An 18,333-nucleotide genomic window follows, 5' to 3' on the forward strand; every position below is an offset into this window, starting at 1 on the left:
CGGTTTTGGCGGGCTCTTGAGAACGGTTCACGAGAGACCCAGTTCGTTGTCGATGAAGGCGAACAGCTCGTCGTTGGAGGACGATCCGATGCGCTCGGCCACCTCGGCGGTGGCATCGCCGTCGGCCGCCTCGCCCAGCTTCTCCAGGAGCTCCCGCAGCCGGTCGGCCACCTTGGTGCGGGTCTCGCCGTCGTCCATCACGTTGGAGAGCAGCGGCTCCAGCTTGTCGAGCTCGGCGAAGACCACGGGCTCGCCCGCGCCGCCGTCCGGCAGGAGTTCCTCCCGCAGGTGGTCCACCAGCGCCGTGGGGGTCGGGTGGTCGAAGACCAGCACGGCCGACAGCCGCAGCCCGGTCTCCGCGTTGAGCCGGTTGCGCAGCTCCACCGTGGTCAGGGAGTCGAAGCCCATGTCCTTGAAGGCCATGTCGGGCTCCACCGCCTCCGGCGAGCCATGCCCGAGGACGGTCGCCACCTGCACCCGCACCAGGTCCAGCAGGGCCCGGTACTGGTCGGCCGCGGAGAGACCGGCAAGGCGGTCCCGCAGCGATCCGGTCCCGGTCCGCGCGGTCTCCGCCGCCGCGACCCGGCGCCGGGGCATCCGCACCAGACCGCGCAGCAGGGCGGGCACATCGCCGGTGCGGGCCTGGACGCGCAGGGCGGCCAGATCCACATGGGTCGGCACGAGCACGGTCTCGTCGGTCCCGAGCGCGTCGTCGAACAGCGCGAGGCCCTCTTCGGAGCTGAGCGCGTTCAGCCCGGCCCGGGCGATGCGCTGGAGGTCCGCCTCGCCGAGCTCCCCGGTCATCTCGCTGCGCTGCTCCCACATGCCCCAGGCCAGGGAGACCGCGGGGAGGCCGAGCGCGCGGCGCTGGTGCGCCAGGGCGTCCAGGAAGGCGTTGGCCGCCGCGTAGTTGGCCTGGCCGCCGCCACCGAAGTTGGAGGAGGCGGAGGAGAACACCACGAACGCGGAGAGGTCGAGGTCGCGGGTCAGCTCGTGCAGGTGCAGCGCGGCGTCCACCTTCGGACGCAGCACCTTGTCCACCCGCTCCGGCGTCAGCGACTCCACCACACCGTCATCCAGCACACCCGCCGCATGCACCACGGCCGACAACGGACGCTCCGAACCAATCCCCGCCAGCAGACTCTCCACCGAAGCACGATCGGCGACATCACACGCCACCGCCTCCGCCTCGGCACCCAACCCCGCCAACTCCGCCACCAACTCCGCCGCACCCGGCGCCTCCGCACCACGACGACTCGTCAACACCAACCGCTCAACACCGTGCTCCACCACCAAATGACGGGCCAGCAACGCACCCAGACCACCCGTACCACCCGTGATCAGCACCGTGCCACGGCCGTCGAACGGCGTGGTCTCCGGCTCGGGCCGGTCCTCGGCCGGGGCCACCCGGGCGAGACGCGCCGCGAGCACCCGCCCGTCGCGCACGGCCACCTGCGGCTCCTCGGCGGTCAGGGCCGTCCGGAGGGCCGAGGACACCTCGCCCTGCTCCTCCGGGTCCAGGTCCACCAGCAGGAACTTCCCCGGGTGCTCGGTCTGCGCGGAGCGCAGCAGGCCCCATACGGCGGCCTCGGCCGGGGTGCGCACCTCGGCGGAGGAGCGGGCGCCCATCGCGCCGCGGGTCACGAACACCAGGTAGGAGTCGTCGAACCGCTCGTCGGTGACCCACGTCCGCACCAGCTCCAGCGCGCGGTAGGTGGTGTCACGCACCCGTCCCGCCAGGTCCGCGCCGTCGTCGATACCGGCCGCCGCCGCGGCGCCCGCCACCATGACCACGTCCGGTGCCGTGGCCCCGGAGTCGATCGCCGCGCGCAGCGCGGCCAGATCCGCGTACGCCACCACGTCCGCGCCCGCGGCCTCGAAGCCGGAGCGCACCCCCAGGTCGTCGGTGCCCAGCACGGCCCAGGTGCCCTCGGAGGCGGGGGCCGGCGCGCCGACGGGGACGGGGGTCCAGTCCAGCCGGAAGAGCGAGTCGTGCCCGCCCGCCGGGGAGCCGGCCGACTGGATCTGCCCCTCGGCGACCAGCCGCAGCACCAGGGAGTCGACGGTGGCCACGGAGCGGCCACTGGTGTCGGCCACCGTGAGGCCGATGGAGTCGGGCCCGCGCGAGCTGAGGCGCACCCGCAGTTCCGAGGCGCCCGTGGCCCGCAGCGACACGCCGGTCCAGGAGAACGGGAGCCGGGCGAGGCCCGCCTCCTCCTGGGGCACGAACATGACGGCCTGGACCGCCGCGTCCAGCAGGGCCGGGTGCAGTCCGAACTGTCCGGCGTCCGAGGCGTTCTCCTCGGGCAGCCGCACCTCGGCGAAGACCTCGTCGCCACGGATCCACACCGACCGCAGCCCCTGGAACACCGGGCCGTAGGCGAAGCCGCCCGCGGCCATCCGGTCGTAGACGTCCTCGGTGTCGATCCGCTCCGCGCCCTCCGGGGGCCATACGGCGAGGTCGGCCTGGCCGGTCTCCTCCGGTGCGCCGCCCTGGGCGAGCAGGCCGGAGGCGTGCTGGACCCACGGCTGCTCCATGCCGGGCTCTTCCAGCCGGGAGTACACGTTCAGCGAGCGCGCCCCGTTCTCGTCCGGCCCGCTGACCGCCAGCTGGAGGTGGACCGCGCCGCGTTCGGGCAGCGCCAGCGGCGCCGTGAGGGTCAGCTCCTCGACCCGGTCGCAGCCCACCTGATCGGCGGCGTACAGCGCCAGTTCGAGGAAGGCGGTGCCGGGCAGCAGGACCGTGTCCTGGATCGTGTGGTCGACGAGCCAGGGGTGCGTCTGCGGCGAGAGGCGGCTGGTGAAGAGGAAGCCGTCCGCGTCGGGCAGCTCGACGGCGGCGCCCAGCAGCGGATGCGTCGGCGGGATGAGCCCCACGGCGGTGACATCGCTGGCGAACGAGGTCAGCGCCTCCAGCCAGTAGCGCTCCCGCTGGAAGGCGTAGGTGGGCAGTTCGACCCGCCGGGCGTCACGTCCGGCGAAGAGCCGCGCCCAGTCCACCGCGACGCCGTTCACATGGAGTTCGGCCAGCGCGGTCGTCAGCGCCCGGGTCTCGGGACGGTCCTTGCGCAGCACCGGCACCACGACGGGGGCCTCCTCCGCCGTCAGGCACTCCCGTGCCATCGCGGTGAGCACGCCATCGGGGCCGACCTCGACGAACCGGGACACGCCCTGCGCCTCGAGCGCCCGTACGCCGTCCGCGAACCGCACCGCCTCCCGCACATGGCGGACCCAGTACTCCGCGGCGCACACCTCGTCCGCACCGGCCGGCTGACCCGTCACATTGGAGACCAGGGCGATGGCCGGCGGGGTGAACGTCAGCTCCTCGACGACCTTGCGGAAGTCGCCGAGCATCGCGTCCATGCGGGGCGAGTGGAAGGCGTGGCTGACCCGCAGCCGGCGGGTCTTGCGGCCCTGCCGCTCCCACTCGGCGGCGATCTCCAGCGCCGGTGCCTCGTCGCCCGCGATGACCACGGAGGTCGGGCCGTTGACGGCGGCGATGCTCACCTCGGTCTCACGGCCGGCCAGCGACGGCGCGATCTCGTCCTCGGACGCCTGCACCGCCACCATGGCGCCGCCTTCGGGCAGCGCCTGCATCAGACGGCCACGGGCGGCCACCAGGGCACAGGCGTCCTCCAGCGAGAACACCCCGGCCACCTGCGCGGCGGCGATCTCACCGATGGAGTGGCCGATCACCACGTCCGGGCGGACACCCCAGAGCTCCAGCAGCCGGAACAGCGCCACCTCGACCGCGAACAACGCGGGCTGGGTGAACGCCGTCTGATCCAGCAGCCCGGCGTCCGCGCTGCCCTCCGCCGCGAACACCACATCCCGCAGCGGACGGTCGAGCAGACCGTCCAGGTGGGCGCACACCTCGTCCCACGCGTCGGCGAACACCGGGAAGGCGTCGTACAACTCCCGGCCCATGCCGAGGCGCTGCGCGCCCTGGCCCGAGAACAGGAACGCCGTCTTGCCGGCCGCCCCCGCCACGCCGCGTACGACACCGGGCGCGGTCTCACCGTTGGCGATGGCCTCGAGGCCACGCAGCAGGTCCGCGCGGTCCTCGCCGACGAGCGCGGCCCGGTGGTCGAAAAGCGAACGGGTCATCGCGAGGGAATAACCGACGTCCACGGTGGGCATGGACTCTTCGGTGGCGGTGGCCAGTTGGTCCCGCAGCCGCTCGGCCTGACCCCGGAGGGCGGCGTCGGTCCGGCCGGACAGCAGCCACGGCACCGGGGCCGCGGTGGTGTCCGGGGCCTCCTCGGCCCGTGGCGCCTCCGGCTCGTCGGAGACCGGCGCCTGCTCGATGATGGTGTGCGCGTTGGTGCCGCTCACACCGAAGGCGGACACCGCCGCCCTGCGCGGGTGGTCCCGCTCCGGCCAGGGCACCGCCTCGGTCAGCAGCTCCAGATCGCCCGCCGACCAGTCCACATGCGGCGATGGCTCGTCCACGTGCAGTGTCTTGGGAAGGATGCCTTCGCGCATGGCCATCACCATCTTGATGACCCCGGCGACACCGGCGGCGGCCTGCGTATGACCGATGTTGGACTTGATGGCCCCGAGCAGCAGCGGCTGCCCCTCGGGGCGGCCCTGGCCGTAGGTGGCCAGCAGTGCCTGCGCCTCGATCGGGTCACCGAGCGGAGTGCCGGTGCCATGGGCCTCGACCACGTCCACATCGGCGGGGACCAGCCGGGCGCCGGCCAGCGTCTGCTCGATCAGCCGCTGCTGCGACGGGCCGTTGGGCGCCGTCAGACCGTTGGAGGCGCCGTCCTGGTTGATGGCCGAACCCCGGATGACGGCCAGCACCTTGTGGCCGTTGCGCTGCGCGTCCGACAGCCGCTCCACGAGCAGCATGCCGACACCCTCGGACCAGCCCGTGCCGTCGGCGTCCGCAGAGAACGCCTTGCACCGGCCGTCGAACGACAGCACCCGCTGGGCGCTGAACTCGATGAACGTGCCCGGCGTGGCCATGATGGTCACACCGCCGGCCAGCGCCACCGAGGACTCGCCCTGCCGCAGCGACTGGCAGGCCAGGTGCAGGGCCACCAGCGACGACGAGCACGCGGTGTCCACCGTGACGGCCGGGCCCTCGAAGCCGAAGGTGTAGGAGATACGGCCGGACGAGACGCTGGGGGCGCTGCCGAGGCCGAGGTAGCCCTCCACTCCCTCGGCGTCCCTCAGGATGCGCGAGCCGTAGTCGTGGTAGTTGGAGCCGACGAAGACGCCGGTCTGGCTTCCCTTCAGCGCCACCGGGTCGATCCCGGCGCGCTCGAACGCCTCCCACGAGGTCTCCAGCAGCAGCCGCTGCTGCGGGTCGATCGCCATCGCCTCACGCGGCGAGATCCCGAAGAAGCCCGGGTCGAAATGGCCCACCTCGTCGAGGAAGCCGCCCGCCTGGACGTAGCTGGTGCCGGACTTCTCGGGGTCCGGGTCGTAGAGGCCGTCGATGTCCCAGCCGCGGTCGTCGGGGAACGCGGAGATCACGTCCCCCTCGGCCATCAGCAGGTTCCACAGCTCCTCGGGGCTGCGCACCCCGCCGGGGAACCGGCAGCTCATGCCGATGATGGCGATGGGCTCATCCGTGGTCAGGGGCTTGTCGGGCCCCTCCGGCCGCTGGGGTACGGCGGCGGTGGCGCCCGAGGTGACCGGCTGGTCGCCGAACATCTCGGTGTGCAGGTACCGGGCCAGCACCGTGGCGGTCGGGTAGTCGAAGACACAGGTCACCGGCAGTCGGAGGCCGGTGACCACGCCGAGGCGGTTGCGCAGTTCGACGGCGGTCAGCGAGTCGAAGCCGAGGTCGCGGAAGGCGCGGTCGGCCTCCACCGCGTCGGCGCTGTCGTAGCCGAGGACGTCGGCGGCCTGGTTGCGCACCAGCTCCAGGAGCAGCTTGGGCTGCTCGGCGGGAGGCAGTTCGGCCATCTCCCGGCGCAGCGCGGAGATCGCGTCGTCGCCGTCGACCGCGTCCGCGCCACTCGCGGCGGCCGGGCGGTTCAGCTCGGGCACCTCGCGAAACAGCGCGTTCGGACGTGAGCCGACGAAGTCCGGCTGGAAGCGGTCCCAGTCGATCTCGGCGATGACCAGGAAGGTCTCGTCCAGTTCCAGGGCCTGCTGCATTCCGGAGATGGCCAGCTCGGGCACCATGCCGACCATGCCGGAACGGTCCATCCGCTCGCCGACCTCGCCGGAGCCGAGGCCGCCTCCGGCCCAGGCGCCCCAGGCAATGGAGGTGGCCGGAAGGCCGTCGGCGCGCCGCTGCAACGCCAGTGCGTCGAGGTAGGCGTTGCCCGCCGCGTAGCTGCCCTGGCCCGGGCCGCCCAGCGTGCCCGCGCCGGAGGAGAACAGCACGAAGGCCGACAGCTCCATTCCGGCGGTCAGCTCGTGCAGATTCCGCGTGGCGTCCACCTTCGGGCGCAGCACACCGGCCGCACGGCGCACCGTCAGGGCGTCCACCACGCCGTCGTCCAACACACCGGCCGTGTGCACCACGGCGGTCAGCGGGAACTCCCGCGGGATCGCCGCCAGCACCGCGGCCAGCGCCTCCCGGTCGGCCGCGTCACACGCCGCGATCGTCACCCGGGCGCCGAGCCCTTCGAGCTCGGCCTTCAACTCGGCGGCGCCTTCGGCCTCCATGCCACGACGGCTCGTCAGCACCAGATGCTCGGCGCCCGTGCGCGCCAGCCACCGCGCCACATGGCCGCCCAGCGCGCCCGTACCACCGGTCACCAGCACCGAGCCCCGGCTCTGCCAGGAGCCGAGGCCCTCGGCGTCCTCGGCGGCGGAGGCGCGCATCATGCGCTTGGCGAACACACCGGAGCCGCGCACCGCGACCTGGTCCTCGCCCCCGGTGCCCGCCAGCACTCCGATCAGACGGGCCACCGCGCGGCCGTCCATGGCCTCGGGCAGATCGACCGCACCGCCCCAGCGCTGGGGGTATTCCACGCCGACGATGCGGCCCAGGCCCCACACCATCGCCTGCACCGGGCTCACCAGCCGGTCGGAGCGGCCCACGGAGACCGCGCCCCGGGTGCCGCACCACAGCGGGGCCACCACACCGGCGTCGCCCAGCCCCTGGACCAGGGCCACCATGGCCGCCAGTCCGGCGGGCACCACTTCGAACGTCGGGTGGCCGGACTCGTCGAGACCCAGCAGCGAGAACACGCCCGCCAGCCCCGAGGGCTCCACCCCGGCCTCGTCGAGCGCCGCGCGCAGCCGCTCCGCCACCGTCCAGCGGTCGTTGCCCGATTCGTCGAGCACCACCCGGACGATGTCGGCGCCGCTCGTCTCCAGCCCGTTCACGGTGGCGGACACGAGGGCGTCGTCGGCGTGCGACGCGGGGACGACGACGAGCCAGGTGCCCGACAGGGCCGCATCGGTGGCGGACGCCACGGGCTTCCAGACCACCTTGTAGCGCCAGCTGTCCACCGTGTTCTGCGCACGGCGCTGACGGCGCCAGGACGACAGCGCGGGAAGCAGCGCCGTCAGCGACGACTGCTGCTCCTCGTCCTCCACCTCCAGCGTGCGGACCAGCGCCTCCAGGTCCTCGCGCTCCACGGCCTCCCAGAAGCGCGCGTCCACCGCGTCCGCGGCCAGGCCGTCGGCGGTGGCGGACACCTCGGCGGCCGATACGTCCAGCCAGTACCGCTGCCGCTGGAAGGCGTAGGTCGGCAGCTCCACCCGGCGGGCGCCACGGCCCTCGAGCAGGGCGGTCCAGTCCACCGTGACGCCACGGACGAACACCTCGGCGGCGGAGGTCAGGACCCGCTCCAGACCGCCCTCGTCGCGCCGCAGCGTGCCGACGACCACGGCCTGCGCCTCGGCGGCCTCAACCGTCTGCTGAACGGGAAGGGTGAGCACCGGGTGCGGGCTCGCCTCGATGAACACGGAGTGGCCGTCGTCCAGCAGCCTCCGGGTGGTGGCCTCCAGCTCGACGGTCTGCCGGAGGTTGCAGTACCAGTACTCGGCGTCCAGACCGGTCGTGTCCACCAGCTCGCCGGAGACCGTGGAGTAGAACGGCACCTCCGACGTACGGGGTTCGATGTCCGCCAGGACCTTCAGCAGCTCCTCGCGGATGGCCTCCACGTGCGCGGAGTGCGAGGCGTAGTCCACCGGCACCCGGCGGACCCGGATCTCCTCACCCTCGAGCTGGGCGACCATCTCGTCCAGCGCCTTCGGGTCGCCGGAGACCACCACGGAACCGGGGCCGTTGACGGCGGCGACCGAGATCGCGCCGTCCCAGGCGGCGATGCGCTCCTTGACCTGCTCGACCGGCAGCCCGACCGAGACCATGCCACCACGGCCCGCGAGGCCCACCGCGATGGCCTGCGAGCGCAGGGCCACCACCTTCGCGGCGTCCTGGAGCGAGAGCGCACCGGCCACACATGCGGCGGCGATCTCGCCCTGGCTGTGACCCATCACGGCATCCGGCTCCACGCCCACCGAACGCCACAGCTTCGCCAGCGACACCATCACCGCGAACAGCACCGGCTGGACCACATCCACCCGGTCGAAGCCCGGAGCGCCCTCGGCGCCACGCAGCACATCCGTCAGCGACCAGTCCACATACGCCGACAGGGCCGTCTCACACTCGGCTATCGCCTCGGCGAACACCGGCGAGGACTCCAACAGCCCCACCGCCATGCCCATCCACTGCGCCCCCTGACCGGGGAACACGAACACCGAGCGGCCGGCGTCGCCGGTCCTCCCGCGCACCACGCCGTTCGACGTGGCGGTGTCCTCGGCGACCGCCTCCAGCCGCTGGAGGAGTTCCTCGCGGCCGGTCCCGGTCACCACGGCCCGGTGCTCGAAGGCGGACCTGGTGGTGGCCAGCGAGAGCGCCACGTCCGCCGTGCTCAGCTCCGGGCGCTCCGTGAGGAACGCGCGGAGCTGCCCGGCCTGCGCCCGCAGCGCCTCGGCGCCACGGCCCGACACCACCCACGCCACCGGACCGTCGGCGACCTCGGCCTCGGTGGCCTCGGCCACCTCGGACTCCGGGGCCTGCTCCAGGATGGTGTGGGCGTTGGTGCCGCTCATGCCGAACGAGGACACGGCGGCGCGGCGCGGGTGGTCCCGGTCCGGCCACGGGGCCGTCTCGTGCAGCAGGGAGACGGCGCCGCCGGTCCAGTCGATGTGCGGCGACGGCTCCTCCGCGTGGAGCGTCTTCGGCAGCACGCCCTCGCGCATGGCCATCACCATCTTGATGACCCCGGCGACACCGGCGGCGGCCTGGGTGTGCCCGATGTTCGACTTGATGCCGCCCAGCCACAGCGGCTGGTCGGCGGGCCGGTCCTGCCCGTAGGTGGCCATCAGCGCCTGGGCCTCGATCGGGTCACCGAGGGTCGTACCCGTACCGTGCGCCTCGACCGCGTCCACCTCGGCGGCCGACAGCCGGGCGCTGGTCAGCGCCTGGCGGATGACCCGCTGCTGCGAGATGCCGTTGGGCGCCGTCAGACCGTTGGAGGCGCCGTCCTGGTTGATGGCCGAACCCCGGACGATGGCCAGCACCTTGTGGCCGTTGCGCTCGGCGTCGGACAGCCGCTCCACGAGCAGCATGCCGACGCCCTCGCCCCAGCCGGTGCCGTCGGCCGCGGCGCCGAACGGCTTGCACCGGCCGTCCGCCGCCAGGCCGCGCTGCCTGCTGAACTGGACGAACGCCGACGGCGTGGACATCACCGTGACACCACCGGCCAGCGCGAGCGTGCACTCGCGCTGGCGCAGGGCCTGAACGGCGAGGTGCAGGGCCACGAGGGACGACGAGCACGCCGTGTCCACGGAGAGCGCGGGGCCCTCGAGGCCCATGGTGTAGGAGATCCGGCCGGAGACGATGCTCGCCGCGTTGCCGGTGCCCGAGTGGCCCTCGACATCCTCCAGGCTCTCGGCCGCGCCGAGCATGAGCATGGAGTAGTCCTGGCCGTTGGTGCCGACGAACACGCCGGTCCTGCTGCCGCGCAGGGACGTCGGGTCGATGCCCGCGCGCTCGATCGCCTCCCACGATGTCTCCAGCAGCAGTCGCTGCTGCGGGTCCATCGACAGCGCCTCACGCGGCGAGATCCCGAAGAACGCCGGGTCGAACCGGTCGGCGTTCTCCAGGAAACCGCCCTCGGTCGTATAGCTGGTGCCGGGACGGTCCGGGTCCTCGTCGTAGAGGGCGTCGATGTCCCAGCCCCGGTCCATGGGGAATTCCGAGATCGCGTCGGTGCCGTCCGCCACCAGGCGCCACAGGTCTTCGGGAGAGTTCACCCCGCCGGGGAACCGGCAGCTCATGGCGACGATCGCGATCGGTTCCTGGTCCGCTGACTCGGCCTCGAGCAGGCGCTGGCGAGTCTGCTGGAGATCCGCGGTCACCCGCTTGAGATAGTCGAGAAGCTTCTCTTCGTTCATTGTTATGTCACCCATGGAAGTAGTAAGGAACGACCCTCGGGAACCGACCGCGCCAGCTCAGGAGATCCCGAGCTCCTTGTCGATGAAGTCGAAGATCTCGTCCGACGTCGCCGACTGAATCTTGTCCGAAACCGCCTTCTTGCCCGAGGTGGGCGATTCCTGTTCCGCCTCTCCCCACTTCAGAAGGAGCGTCTGAAGGCGCGTGGTGATCCTCGGCCGGTCCACGTCGTCGGCGGAGATCGTGGCCATCGCCGCCTCGATCCGGTCCAGCTCGCCGAGGATCGGCGCGGCCGCCGAGACCCCGTCCCGCACCACGTCGGTCCGCAGTCGGCGGGCGAGCGCCACGGGCGTCGGGTGGTCGAAGACGATCGTCGCGGGCAGGCGCAGGCCCGTCGCCGCGTCGAGCCGGTTGCGCAGCTCGACGGCGGTCAGCGAGTCGAAGCCGAGTTCGCGGAAGGCCCGCTGGGACTCGACCGACTCCACCGACGGGAAGCCCAGCACCATCGCCACCTGCGTGGTGACCAGTTCGAGCAGTGCTCGTTCCTGCTCCGCCTCGGACATTCCGGCGAGCCGCTCGCGCAGCTCCGAGCCACCGGTCTCGAACTGGGTGGCGGCGCCGCCACTGGTCGCGGCCTCCAGGATCCGCCGCGCCTCGGGCACCTCGTCCAGCAACCGACTGGCCCGTACGGCGGTGTAGGAGGGGACGAACCGCTCCCAGTCCAGGTCGGCGATGGCCAGGTGGGTCTCCTGGAGGTCGAGGGCCTGCTGAAGGGCCTTGACCGCCAGCTCCGGGGTCATCGCGGCCATGCCGCCGCGCCGCAGCCGCTCCTCCAGGGCCCCGTCGACCGCCATGCCGCCTTCGGCCCACGGGCCCCAGGCCACCGAGGTGGCCGCCAGGCCCTGGGCCCGGCGCTGCTGCGCCAGGGCGTCGAGGTAGGCGTTGGCCGCCGCGTAACTGCCCTGCCCGGCGCCGCCGATGGCTCCGGCGAGCGAGGAGAACAGCACGAACGCGGAGAGGTCGAGGCCCTCGGTCAGCTCGTGCAGGTTGCGGGCTCCCGCCACCTTGGGACGCAGCACGCCCGCGACCCGCTCCACCGACATCGCGTCCAGGACACCGTCGTCCAGGACACCCGCCGCGTGCACGACGGCGCTCAGCGGATACCGCTCCGGGATGGCGGCCAGGACGGCCGCCAGGGCCTCGCGGTCGGCGGTGTCACATGCCGCGATGGTCACCTCCGCGCCCAACGCGGTGAGCTCGTCGCGCAGTTCGGCAGCGCCGTCGGCCTCCGGGCCGCGGCGGCTGGTCAGCACCAGGTGCTCGGCGCCGGCGCCCGCCAGCCACCGGGCCACCTGGCTGCCCACTCCCCCGGTGCCGCCGGTCACCAGCACCGAGCCCCGCGCGCTCCACGGCCGGGCCGTGGTCCGCGGCGCGGTGGCCCGCACCAGGCGCCGGGTGAACACACCGGACGTGCGCACCGCCACCTGGTCCTCGAACTCGCCCGCGCCGCCGCCCAGCACACCGGACAGCCGGGCCGCGGCCCGCTCGTCGAAGGTCTCCGGGAGGTCGACCAGACCGCCCCAGAGCCGGGGGTGTTCCAGACCGGCGACCCGGCCGAGGCCCCACATCTGCGCCTGGGCGGCGCTGCGCAGGGTGTCGGATCCGGTCACCGACACGGCGCCTCGTGTCGCCACCCACAGCGGGGCCTCGACACCGGCGTCCACGAGTGCTTGCAGGGCGACGAGGTTGAGCGCGAGCCCGCGCGGCACCACCGTGTGCCCGGCGCAGGGTTCCTCGTCCAGGGCCAGCAGGGAGAGCACCCCGCCGACGGGCCCGTCCGGCGCGTCCCCGGCCGCCGTGCGCAGCCGCTCGGCGACCGCCTCGCGGTCGATGTCCGCCGCGCCGTCGAGCTCGATCCGCGCCACGTCCGCGCCTTGCCGCTCCAGCATGGCCACCGCGGAGGTGACCAGCTCGTCGTCGGCGTACGACCGCGGAACCATGACCATCCAGGTCCCGGTCAGCGCCCGCTCCGAGAGCTCGGACACCGGTGTCCAGGCGATCTGGTAGCGCCAGCCGTCCACCGTGGACCGCTCACGGTGGCCCTTGCGGTAGGACGACAGCGCGGGGAGCACCTCGGTCAGCGAGGCGTCTCCGTCCACGTGCAGCGCGGTGGTCAGCGCCTCCAGGTCCGCACGCTCGACCGCGTCCCAGAACTGGGCGTCGACCGAGTCGGCCGCGGGGGTGGCGGAGGCGTCGCTCTCGGGGGCGTCCAGCCAGTAGCGCTGCCGCTGGAACGCGTACGTCGGCAGCTCGACCCGCCGGACGTCCTCGCCCGCGAACAGCGCCTCCCAGGCCACGGTGACGCCGTGGACGTGGAGTTCGGCCAGGGCCGTCGTCAGGGCCTGGGCCTCCGGGCGGTCCTTGCGCAGCGCGGGCACGACGACGGGGGCCGAAGTCTCGTCCACCGTCAGGCACTCGCGCGCCATCGCCGAGAGCACCCCGTCGGGGCCCACCTCGAAGAACCTGGTCACTCCCGCGTTCTCCAGGGAGCGCATCCCGTCCGCGAAGCGCACCGCCTCGCGGACGTGGCGCACCCAGTACTCCGGCGAGCACACCTCGTCGGCGCCCGCCGACTTGCCCGTCACATTGGACACCAGGGCGATGGCCGGCGGGGCGAACGAGAGCCCCTCGACGACCTTGCGGAAGTCGTCCAGCATCGCGTCCATACGGGGCGAGTGGAACGCGTGGCTGACCCGCAGCCGGCGGGTCTTGCGGCCCTGCTCCGCCCACTGCCCGGCGATCTCCAGCGCCGCCGCCTCGTCACCGGCGATGACCACGGAGGAGTGGCTGTTGACGGCGGCGATGCTCACCTCGGCCTCACGACCGGTGAGCGACGGCGCGATCTCCTCCTCCGACGCCTCGATGGCGACCATCGCGCCGCCCTCGGGCAGCGCCTGCATCAGACGGCCACGGGCGGCCACCAGGGTGCACGCGTCCTCCAGCGAGAACACCCCGGCCACATGCGCCGCGGCGATCTCACCGATGGAGTGACCGATCACCACATCCGGTGCCACACCCCACGCGGACAGCAGCCGGAACAGCGCCACCTCGACCGCGAACAGCGCGGGCTGGGTGAACGCCGTCTGATCCAGCAGCCCGGCGTCCGCGCTCCCCTCCGCCGCGAACATCACGTCCTTGAGCGGGCGGTCCAGAGTGACGTCCAGGTGTGCGCACACCTCGTCCAGCGCCTGGGCGAACACCGGGAAGGCGTCGTACAACTCCCGTCCCATGCCCAGGCGCTGCGCGCCCTGGCCGGAGAACAGGAACGCGGTGATCCCGGTCGGAGTGGCGACCGAGCGCACGACCCCGGGTGCCTCCTCGCCGGTGGCGACGGCCTCGAGCCCGCGCAGCAGTTCCGCACGGTCCGCGCCCGTCAGCACGGCACGGTGTTCGAACACCGCCCGGGTGGCGACCAGGGAGTAGCCCACGTCCTTCAGGCTCAGCTCCGGCTGCGCGGTCAGCTGCGCCCGCAGCCGCCGTGCCTGGGCGCGCAGCCCGTCCGCGCTCCGGGCGGAGAGCGTCCAGGGAGCCGCGCCACGGTCGTCGGGAGCCGTCGCCTCGGCCGGCCGCGGGTCCTGGTCGTCCGCCGGGGCCTGCTCGATGATGGTGTGCGCGTTGGTGCCGCTGACGCCGAACGCGGAGACACCCGCCCGGCGCGGCTGACCCGTCTCCGGCCACGCGGTGGCCTCGGTCAGCAGCCGCACCTCGCCCGCCGACCAGTCCACCTGCGGCGACGGCTCGTCCACATGCAGCATCTTCGGCAGTACGCCGTGCCGCATCGCCATGACCATCTTGATGACGCCGGCGAGTCCGGACGCGGCCTGGGTGTGCCCGATGTTCGACTTCAGCGCGCCCAGCCACAGCGGGCGGCCCTCCGGCCGCTCCTGGCCGTAGGTGGCCAGCAGCGCCTGCGCCTCGATCGGGTCGCCAAGCGAGGTGCCCGTGCCGTGTGCCTCCACCGCGTCCACCTCGGCGGCCGACACCCCGGCGCTGGCCAGCGCCTGGCGGATCACCCGCTGCTGCGAGGGGCCGTTGGGGGCCGTCAGGCCGTTGGACGCGCCGTCCTGGTTCACGGCGGAGCCCCGCACGATGCCCAGCACCTGGTGGCCGTTGCGCCGGGCGTCCGACAGCCGCTCCACCAGCAGCACATCGGCGCCCTCGCTCCAGCCGGTACCGTCCGCCGCGGCCGAGAACGGCTTGCAACGGCCGTCGGGCGCGAGCCCGCCCTGCCGGCTGAACTCGACGAACGCCATCGGAGTGGCCATCACCGCCACACCGCCGACCAGCGCCATGGAGCACTCGCCCTGACGCAGCGACTGGCAGGCCAGGTGCAGGGCCACCAGCGACGAGGAGCAGGCCGTGTCCACCGTGACGGCGGGGCCCTCCAGGCCGTAGGTGTAGGCGAGCCGGCCGGAGACGACGCTGCCCGCGTTGCCGGTCAGCAGATGGCCCTCGACGTCCTCGGGGACCGTCTCCAGGTTGGTGCCGTATCCGGAGCCCGAGAAGCCCACGAACACACCGATCTGGCTGCCCCGCACCGACGCGGGGTTGATGCCCGCCCGCTCGAACGCCTCCCACGAGGTCTCCAGCAGCAGCCGCTGCTGGGGGTCGGTGGCCAGGGCCTCACGGGGCGAGATTCCGAAGAAGCCGGGGTCGAACTCGCCCGCGTCGTAGAGGAATCCGCCTTCCCGGGCGTAGAACGTGCCCGGCCGGTCCGGGTCCGGGTCGTACATGCCCGACAGGTCCCAGCCGCGGTCCGACGGGAAGGACGAGATGGCGTCACCGCCGCCGTCGACCAGCTGCCACAGGTCCTCCGGGCTCCGCACCCCGCCGGGGAAGCGGCAGCTCATGGAGACGATCGCGATGGGGTCGTCGTCCGCGCCGGACCCGGCCACGGCCCCGGCCCCGGTGGCGAGCGCCGGGGCCGAGGTGCCCAGCACCTCGGTGCGCAGATGCGCCGCGAGCGTGCCGGCGCTGGGGTAGTCGAAGACCAGCGTGGCGGGCAGGCCGAGACCGGTCTCGGCGGCCAGCCGGTTGCGCAGGTCGACCGCGGTCAGCGAGTCGAAGCCCAGATCGCGGAAGGCCCGGTTCGGCTCGACCATCTCCGCGGAGGCGTAGCCGAGCACGGAGGCGGCGTGCTTGCGCACCAGGTCGAGCAGCGCCCGGTCCCGCTCGCCCTCGGTGAGGGGCTTCAGCCGCTCGCGCAGCTGCGCCCCGGCGGCGTCGGCGCTCTCGTCACCGTCGCCCTTCGTCTCCAGTGCCTGGACCTCGTCGAGGTCGCTCAGCAACGGGCTGGGGCGGACAGCGGTGAACGAGGGGGCGAACCGCTCCCAGTCCACGTCCACGACCGTCACCACACCGTCGTCACCGGCGACGGCGCGCTCCAGCGCGGCGATCGCCAACTGGGGTGCCATCGCGGGCAGTCCGCGCCGCGCCAGCTGCTCCCCCGCGTCGTCCCGGGTCGCCATGCCGCCCTCGGCCCACGGGCCCCAGGAGACGGCGGTGCCCGCGAGCCCCCGCGCCCTGCGCTGCTCCACGAGCGCGTCCAGGAAGGCATTGCCGGAGCCGTAGACGCCCTGGCTGCCGCCGCCCCAGACACCGGAGATGGACGAGAAGACCACGAACGCGTCGAGCTCACGGTCGCCGAGCAGCTCGTCCAGGTTGACGGCGCCCGCGACCTTGCCCGACACCACCCTGGCCGCGTCCGCGAGCTCGGTCTCCAGCAGGGAGGCCGCGATCGTGACACCCGCCGCGTGCACCACCGCGGTGAGCGGCTGGTGCTCCGGTACGGCGTCCAGGACGGCGGCGAGCGCGTCGCGGTCCGCCGCGTCGCACGCGGCCACCGTCACCTCGGCGCCCATGCCCTCCAGCTCCGCCTTCAACTCGGCGGCGCCCTCGGCCTCGAGACCGCGGCGGCTGGTCAGCACCAGGTGCTCGGCACCGCTCCGGACCAGCCAGCGGGCCACCTGGCCGCCGAGCCCGCCCGTGCCACCGGTGACCAGCACCGTGCCGCGCGCCCGCCACGAGGTCTCCTGGCCGGCGGCCGGGGCGGACCGCACCAGACGGCGTACGAAGACACCGGAGCCGCGCACCGCGACCTGGTCCTCGCCGCCCTCGACGGACAGCACACCGGCCAGCCGCGCCGCGCCGCGCTCGTCCAGCGACTCGGGCAGGTCGACCAGACCGCCCCACAGCGGCGGCAGCTCAAGACCGGCGACCCGGCCCAGCGCCCAGACCATCGCCTGCGTCGGGCTGGTGAGCCGGTCCGAACGGCCCACCGACACGGCGCCGCGCGTACCGCACCACAACCGGGCCGGGATGTCCGCCCGCACCATCGCCCGCACCAGCGTCAGGGTCAGCGCATAGCCGCCCGCCAGCGCCGGGTGGCCCGGGCAGGGCTCCTCGTCCAGGGCGAGCAGCGACAGCACACCGCCCAGCTCGGGCGTCTCGGCGGCCAGCTCGCGCAGCCGCTCCGCCAGCACGTCCGCGTCGAGGTCCCGCTCGTCCACCGCGACGGAGACCACATCCGCGCCGTGCCGCTCGAGCCCGGTGACCACCTCCGAGACGAGTTCGTCCCCGGCGCGGGACGCCGGAACGACCACCAGCCACGTCCCCGACAGCGAGCCGTCGGCGACATCGGAGAGCGGCTTCCACGACACCCGGTAGCGCCAGCCGTCGATCGTGGACTGGTCGCGGTTGTTGCGGTGGTACGCGGACAGGGCGGGCAGCACCGCGCTCAGTGGCGCCTCGCTGTCGACCGCCAGCGCTCCGGCCAGCGACTCCAGGTCCTGGCGCTCCACCACGTCCCAGAACCGCGCGTCGACGGAGCCATTGGCGTCGGCCGCGCCTCCGCCGGGCGGCAGGCCGAAGCCGTCGAGCCAGTAGCGGTCGCGCTGGAAGGCGTAGGTCGGCAGCTCGACCTGGCGGCCGCCACGGCGCTCCAGCGTGGTGATCCAGTCGACCTTGGTGCCGCGCGCGAACACCTCGGCGGCGGAGGTCAGGAACCGCTCCAGACCGCCCTCGTCACGCCGCAGCGTGCCGACGACCACGGCCTGCGCCTCGGCGGCCTCAACCGTCTGCTGAACGGGAAGGGTGAGCACGGGGTGCGGGCTCACCTCGATGAACGTGACGTGGCCGGAGCCGAGGAGGGTGCGGGTGGTGGCCTCCAGCTCGACCGTCTGCCGGAGGTTGCGGTACCAGTACTCGGCGTCCAGACCGGATGTGTCCACCAGCTCGCCGGAGACCGTGGAGTAGAACGGCACCTCCGACGTACGGGGTTCGATGTCCGCCAGGACCTTCAGCAGCTCCTCGCGGATGGCCTCCACATGGGCGGAGTGCGAGGCGTAGTCCACCGGCACCCGGCGGACCCGGATCTCCTCACCCTCGAGCTGGGCGACCATCTCGTCCAGCGCCTTCGGGTCGCCGGAGACCACCACGGAACCGGGGCCGTTGACGGCGGCGACCGAGATCGCGCCGTCCCAGGCGGCGATGCGCTCCTTGACCTGCTCGACCGGCAGCCCGACCGAGACCATGCCACCACGGCCCGCGAGGCCCACCGCGATGGCCTGCGAGCGCAGGGCCACCACCTTCGCGGCGTCCTGGAGCGAGAGCGCACCGGCCACACATGCGGCGGCGATCTCGCCCTGGCTGTGACCCATCACGGCATCCGGCTCCACGCCCACCGAACGCCACAGCTTCGCCAGCGACACCATCACCGCGAACAGCACCGGCTGGACCACATCCACCCGGTCGAAGCCCGGAGCGCCCTCGGCGCCACGCAGCACATCCGTCAGCGACCAGTCCACATACGCCGACAGGGCCGTCTCACACTCGGCTATCGCCTCGGCGAACACCGGCGAGGACTCCAACAGCCCCACCGCCATGCCCATCCACTGCGC

2 protein-coding genes are annotated in these 18,333 nt (G+C 73.3%); both read right to left on the reverse strand.

Annotation, left to right across the window (positions count from 1 at the left end):
• Positions 1–27: 27 nt before the first annotated feature.
• Positions 28–10,383, reverse strand: coding sequence for a type I polyketide synthase (locus ACT2CW_RS20720; protein ID WP_445517745.1), 10,356 nt, complete (start codon positions 10,381–10,383; stop codon positions 28–30).
• Between the two features lie 51 nt (positions 10,384–10,434).
• Positions 10,435–18,333 (reverse strand): type I polyketide synthase (locus ACT2CW_RS20725; RefSeq protein WP_445517730.1); only part of this gene is annotated, 7,899 nt, incomplete at its 5' end.

Source organism: Streptomyces sp. NEAU-174 (genome assembly GCF_052665095.1).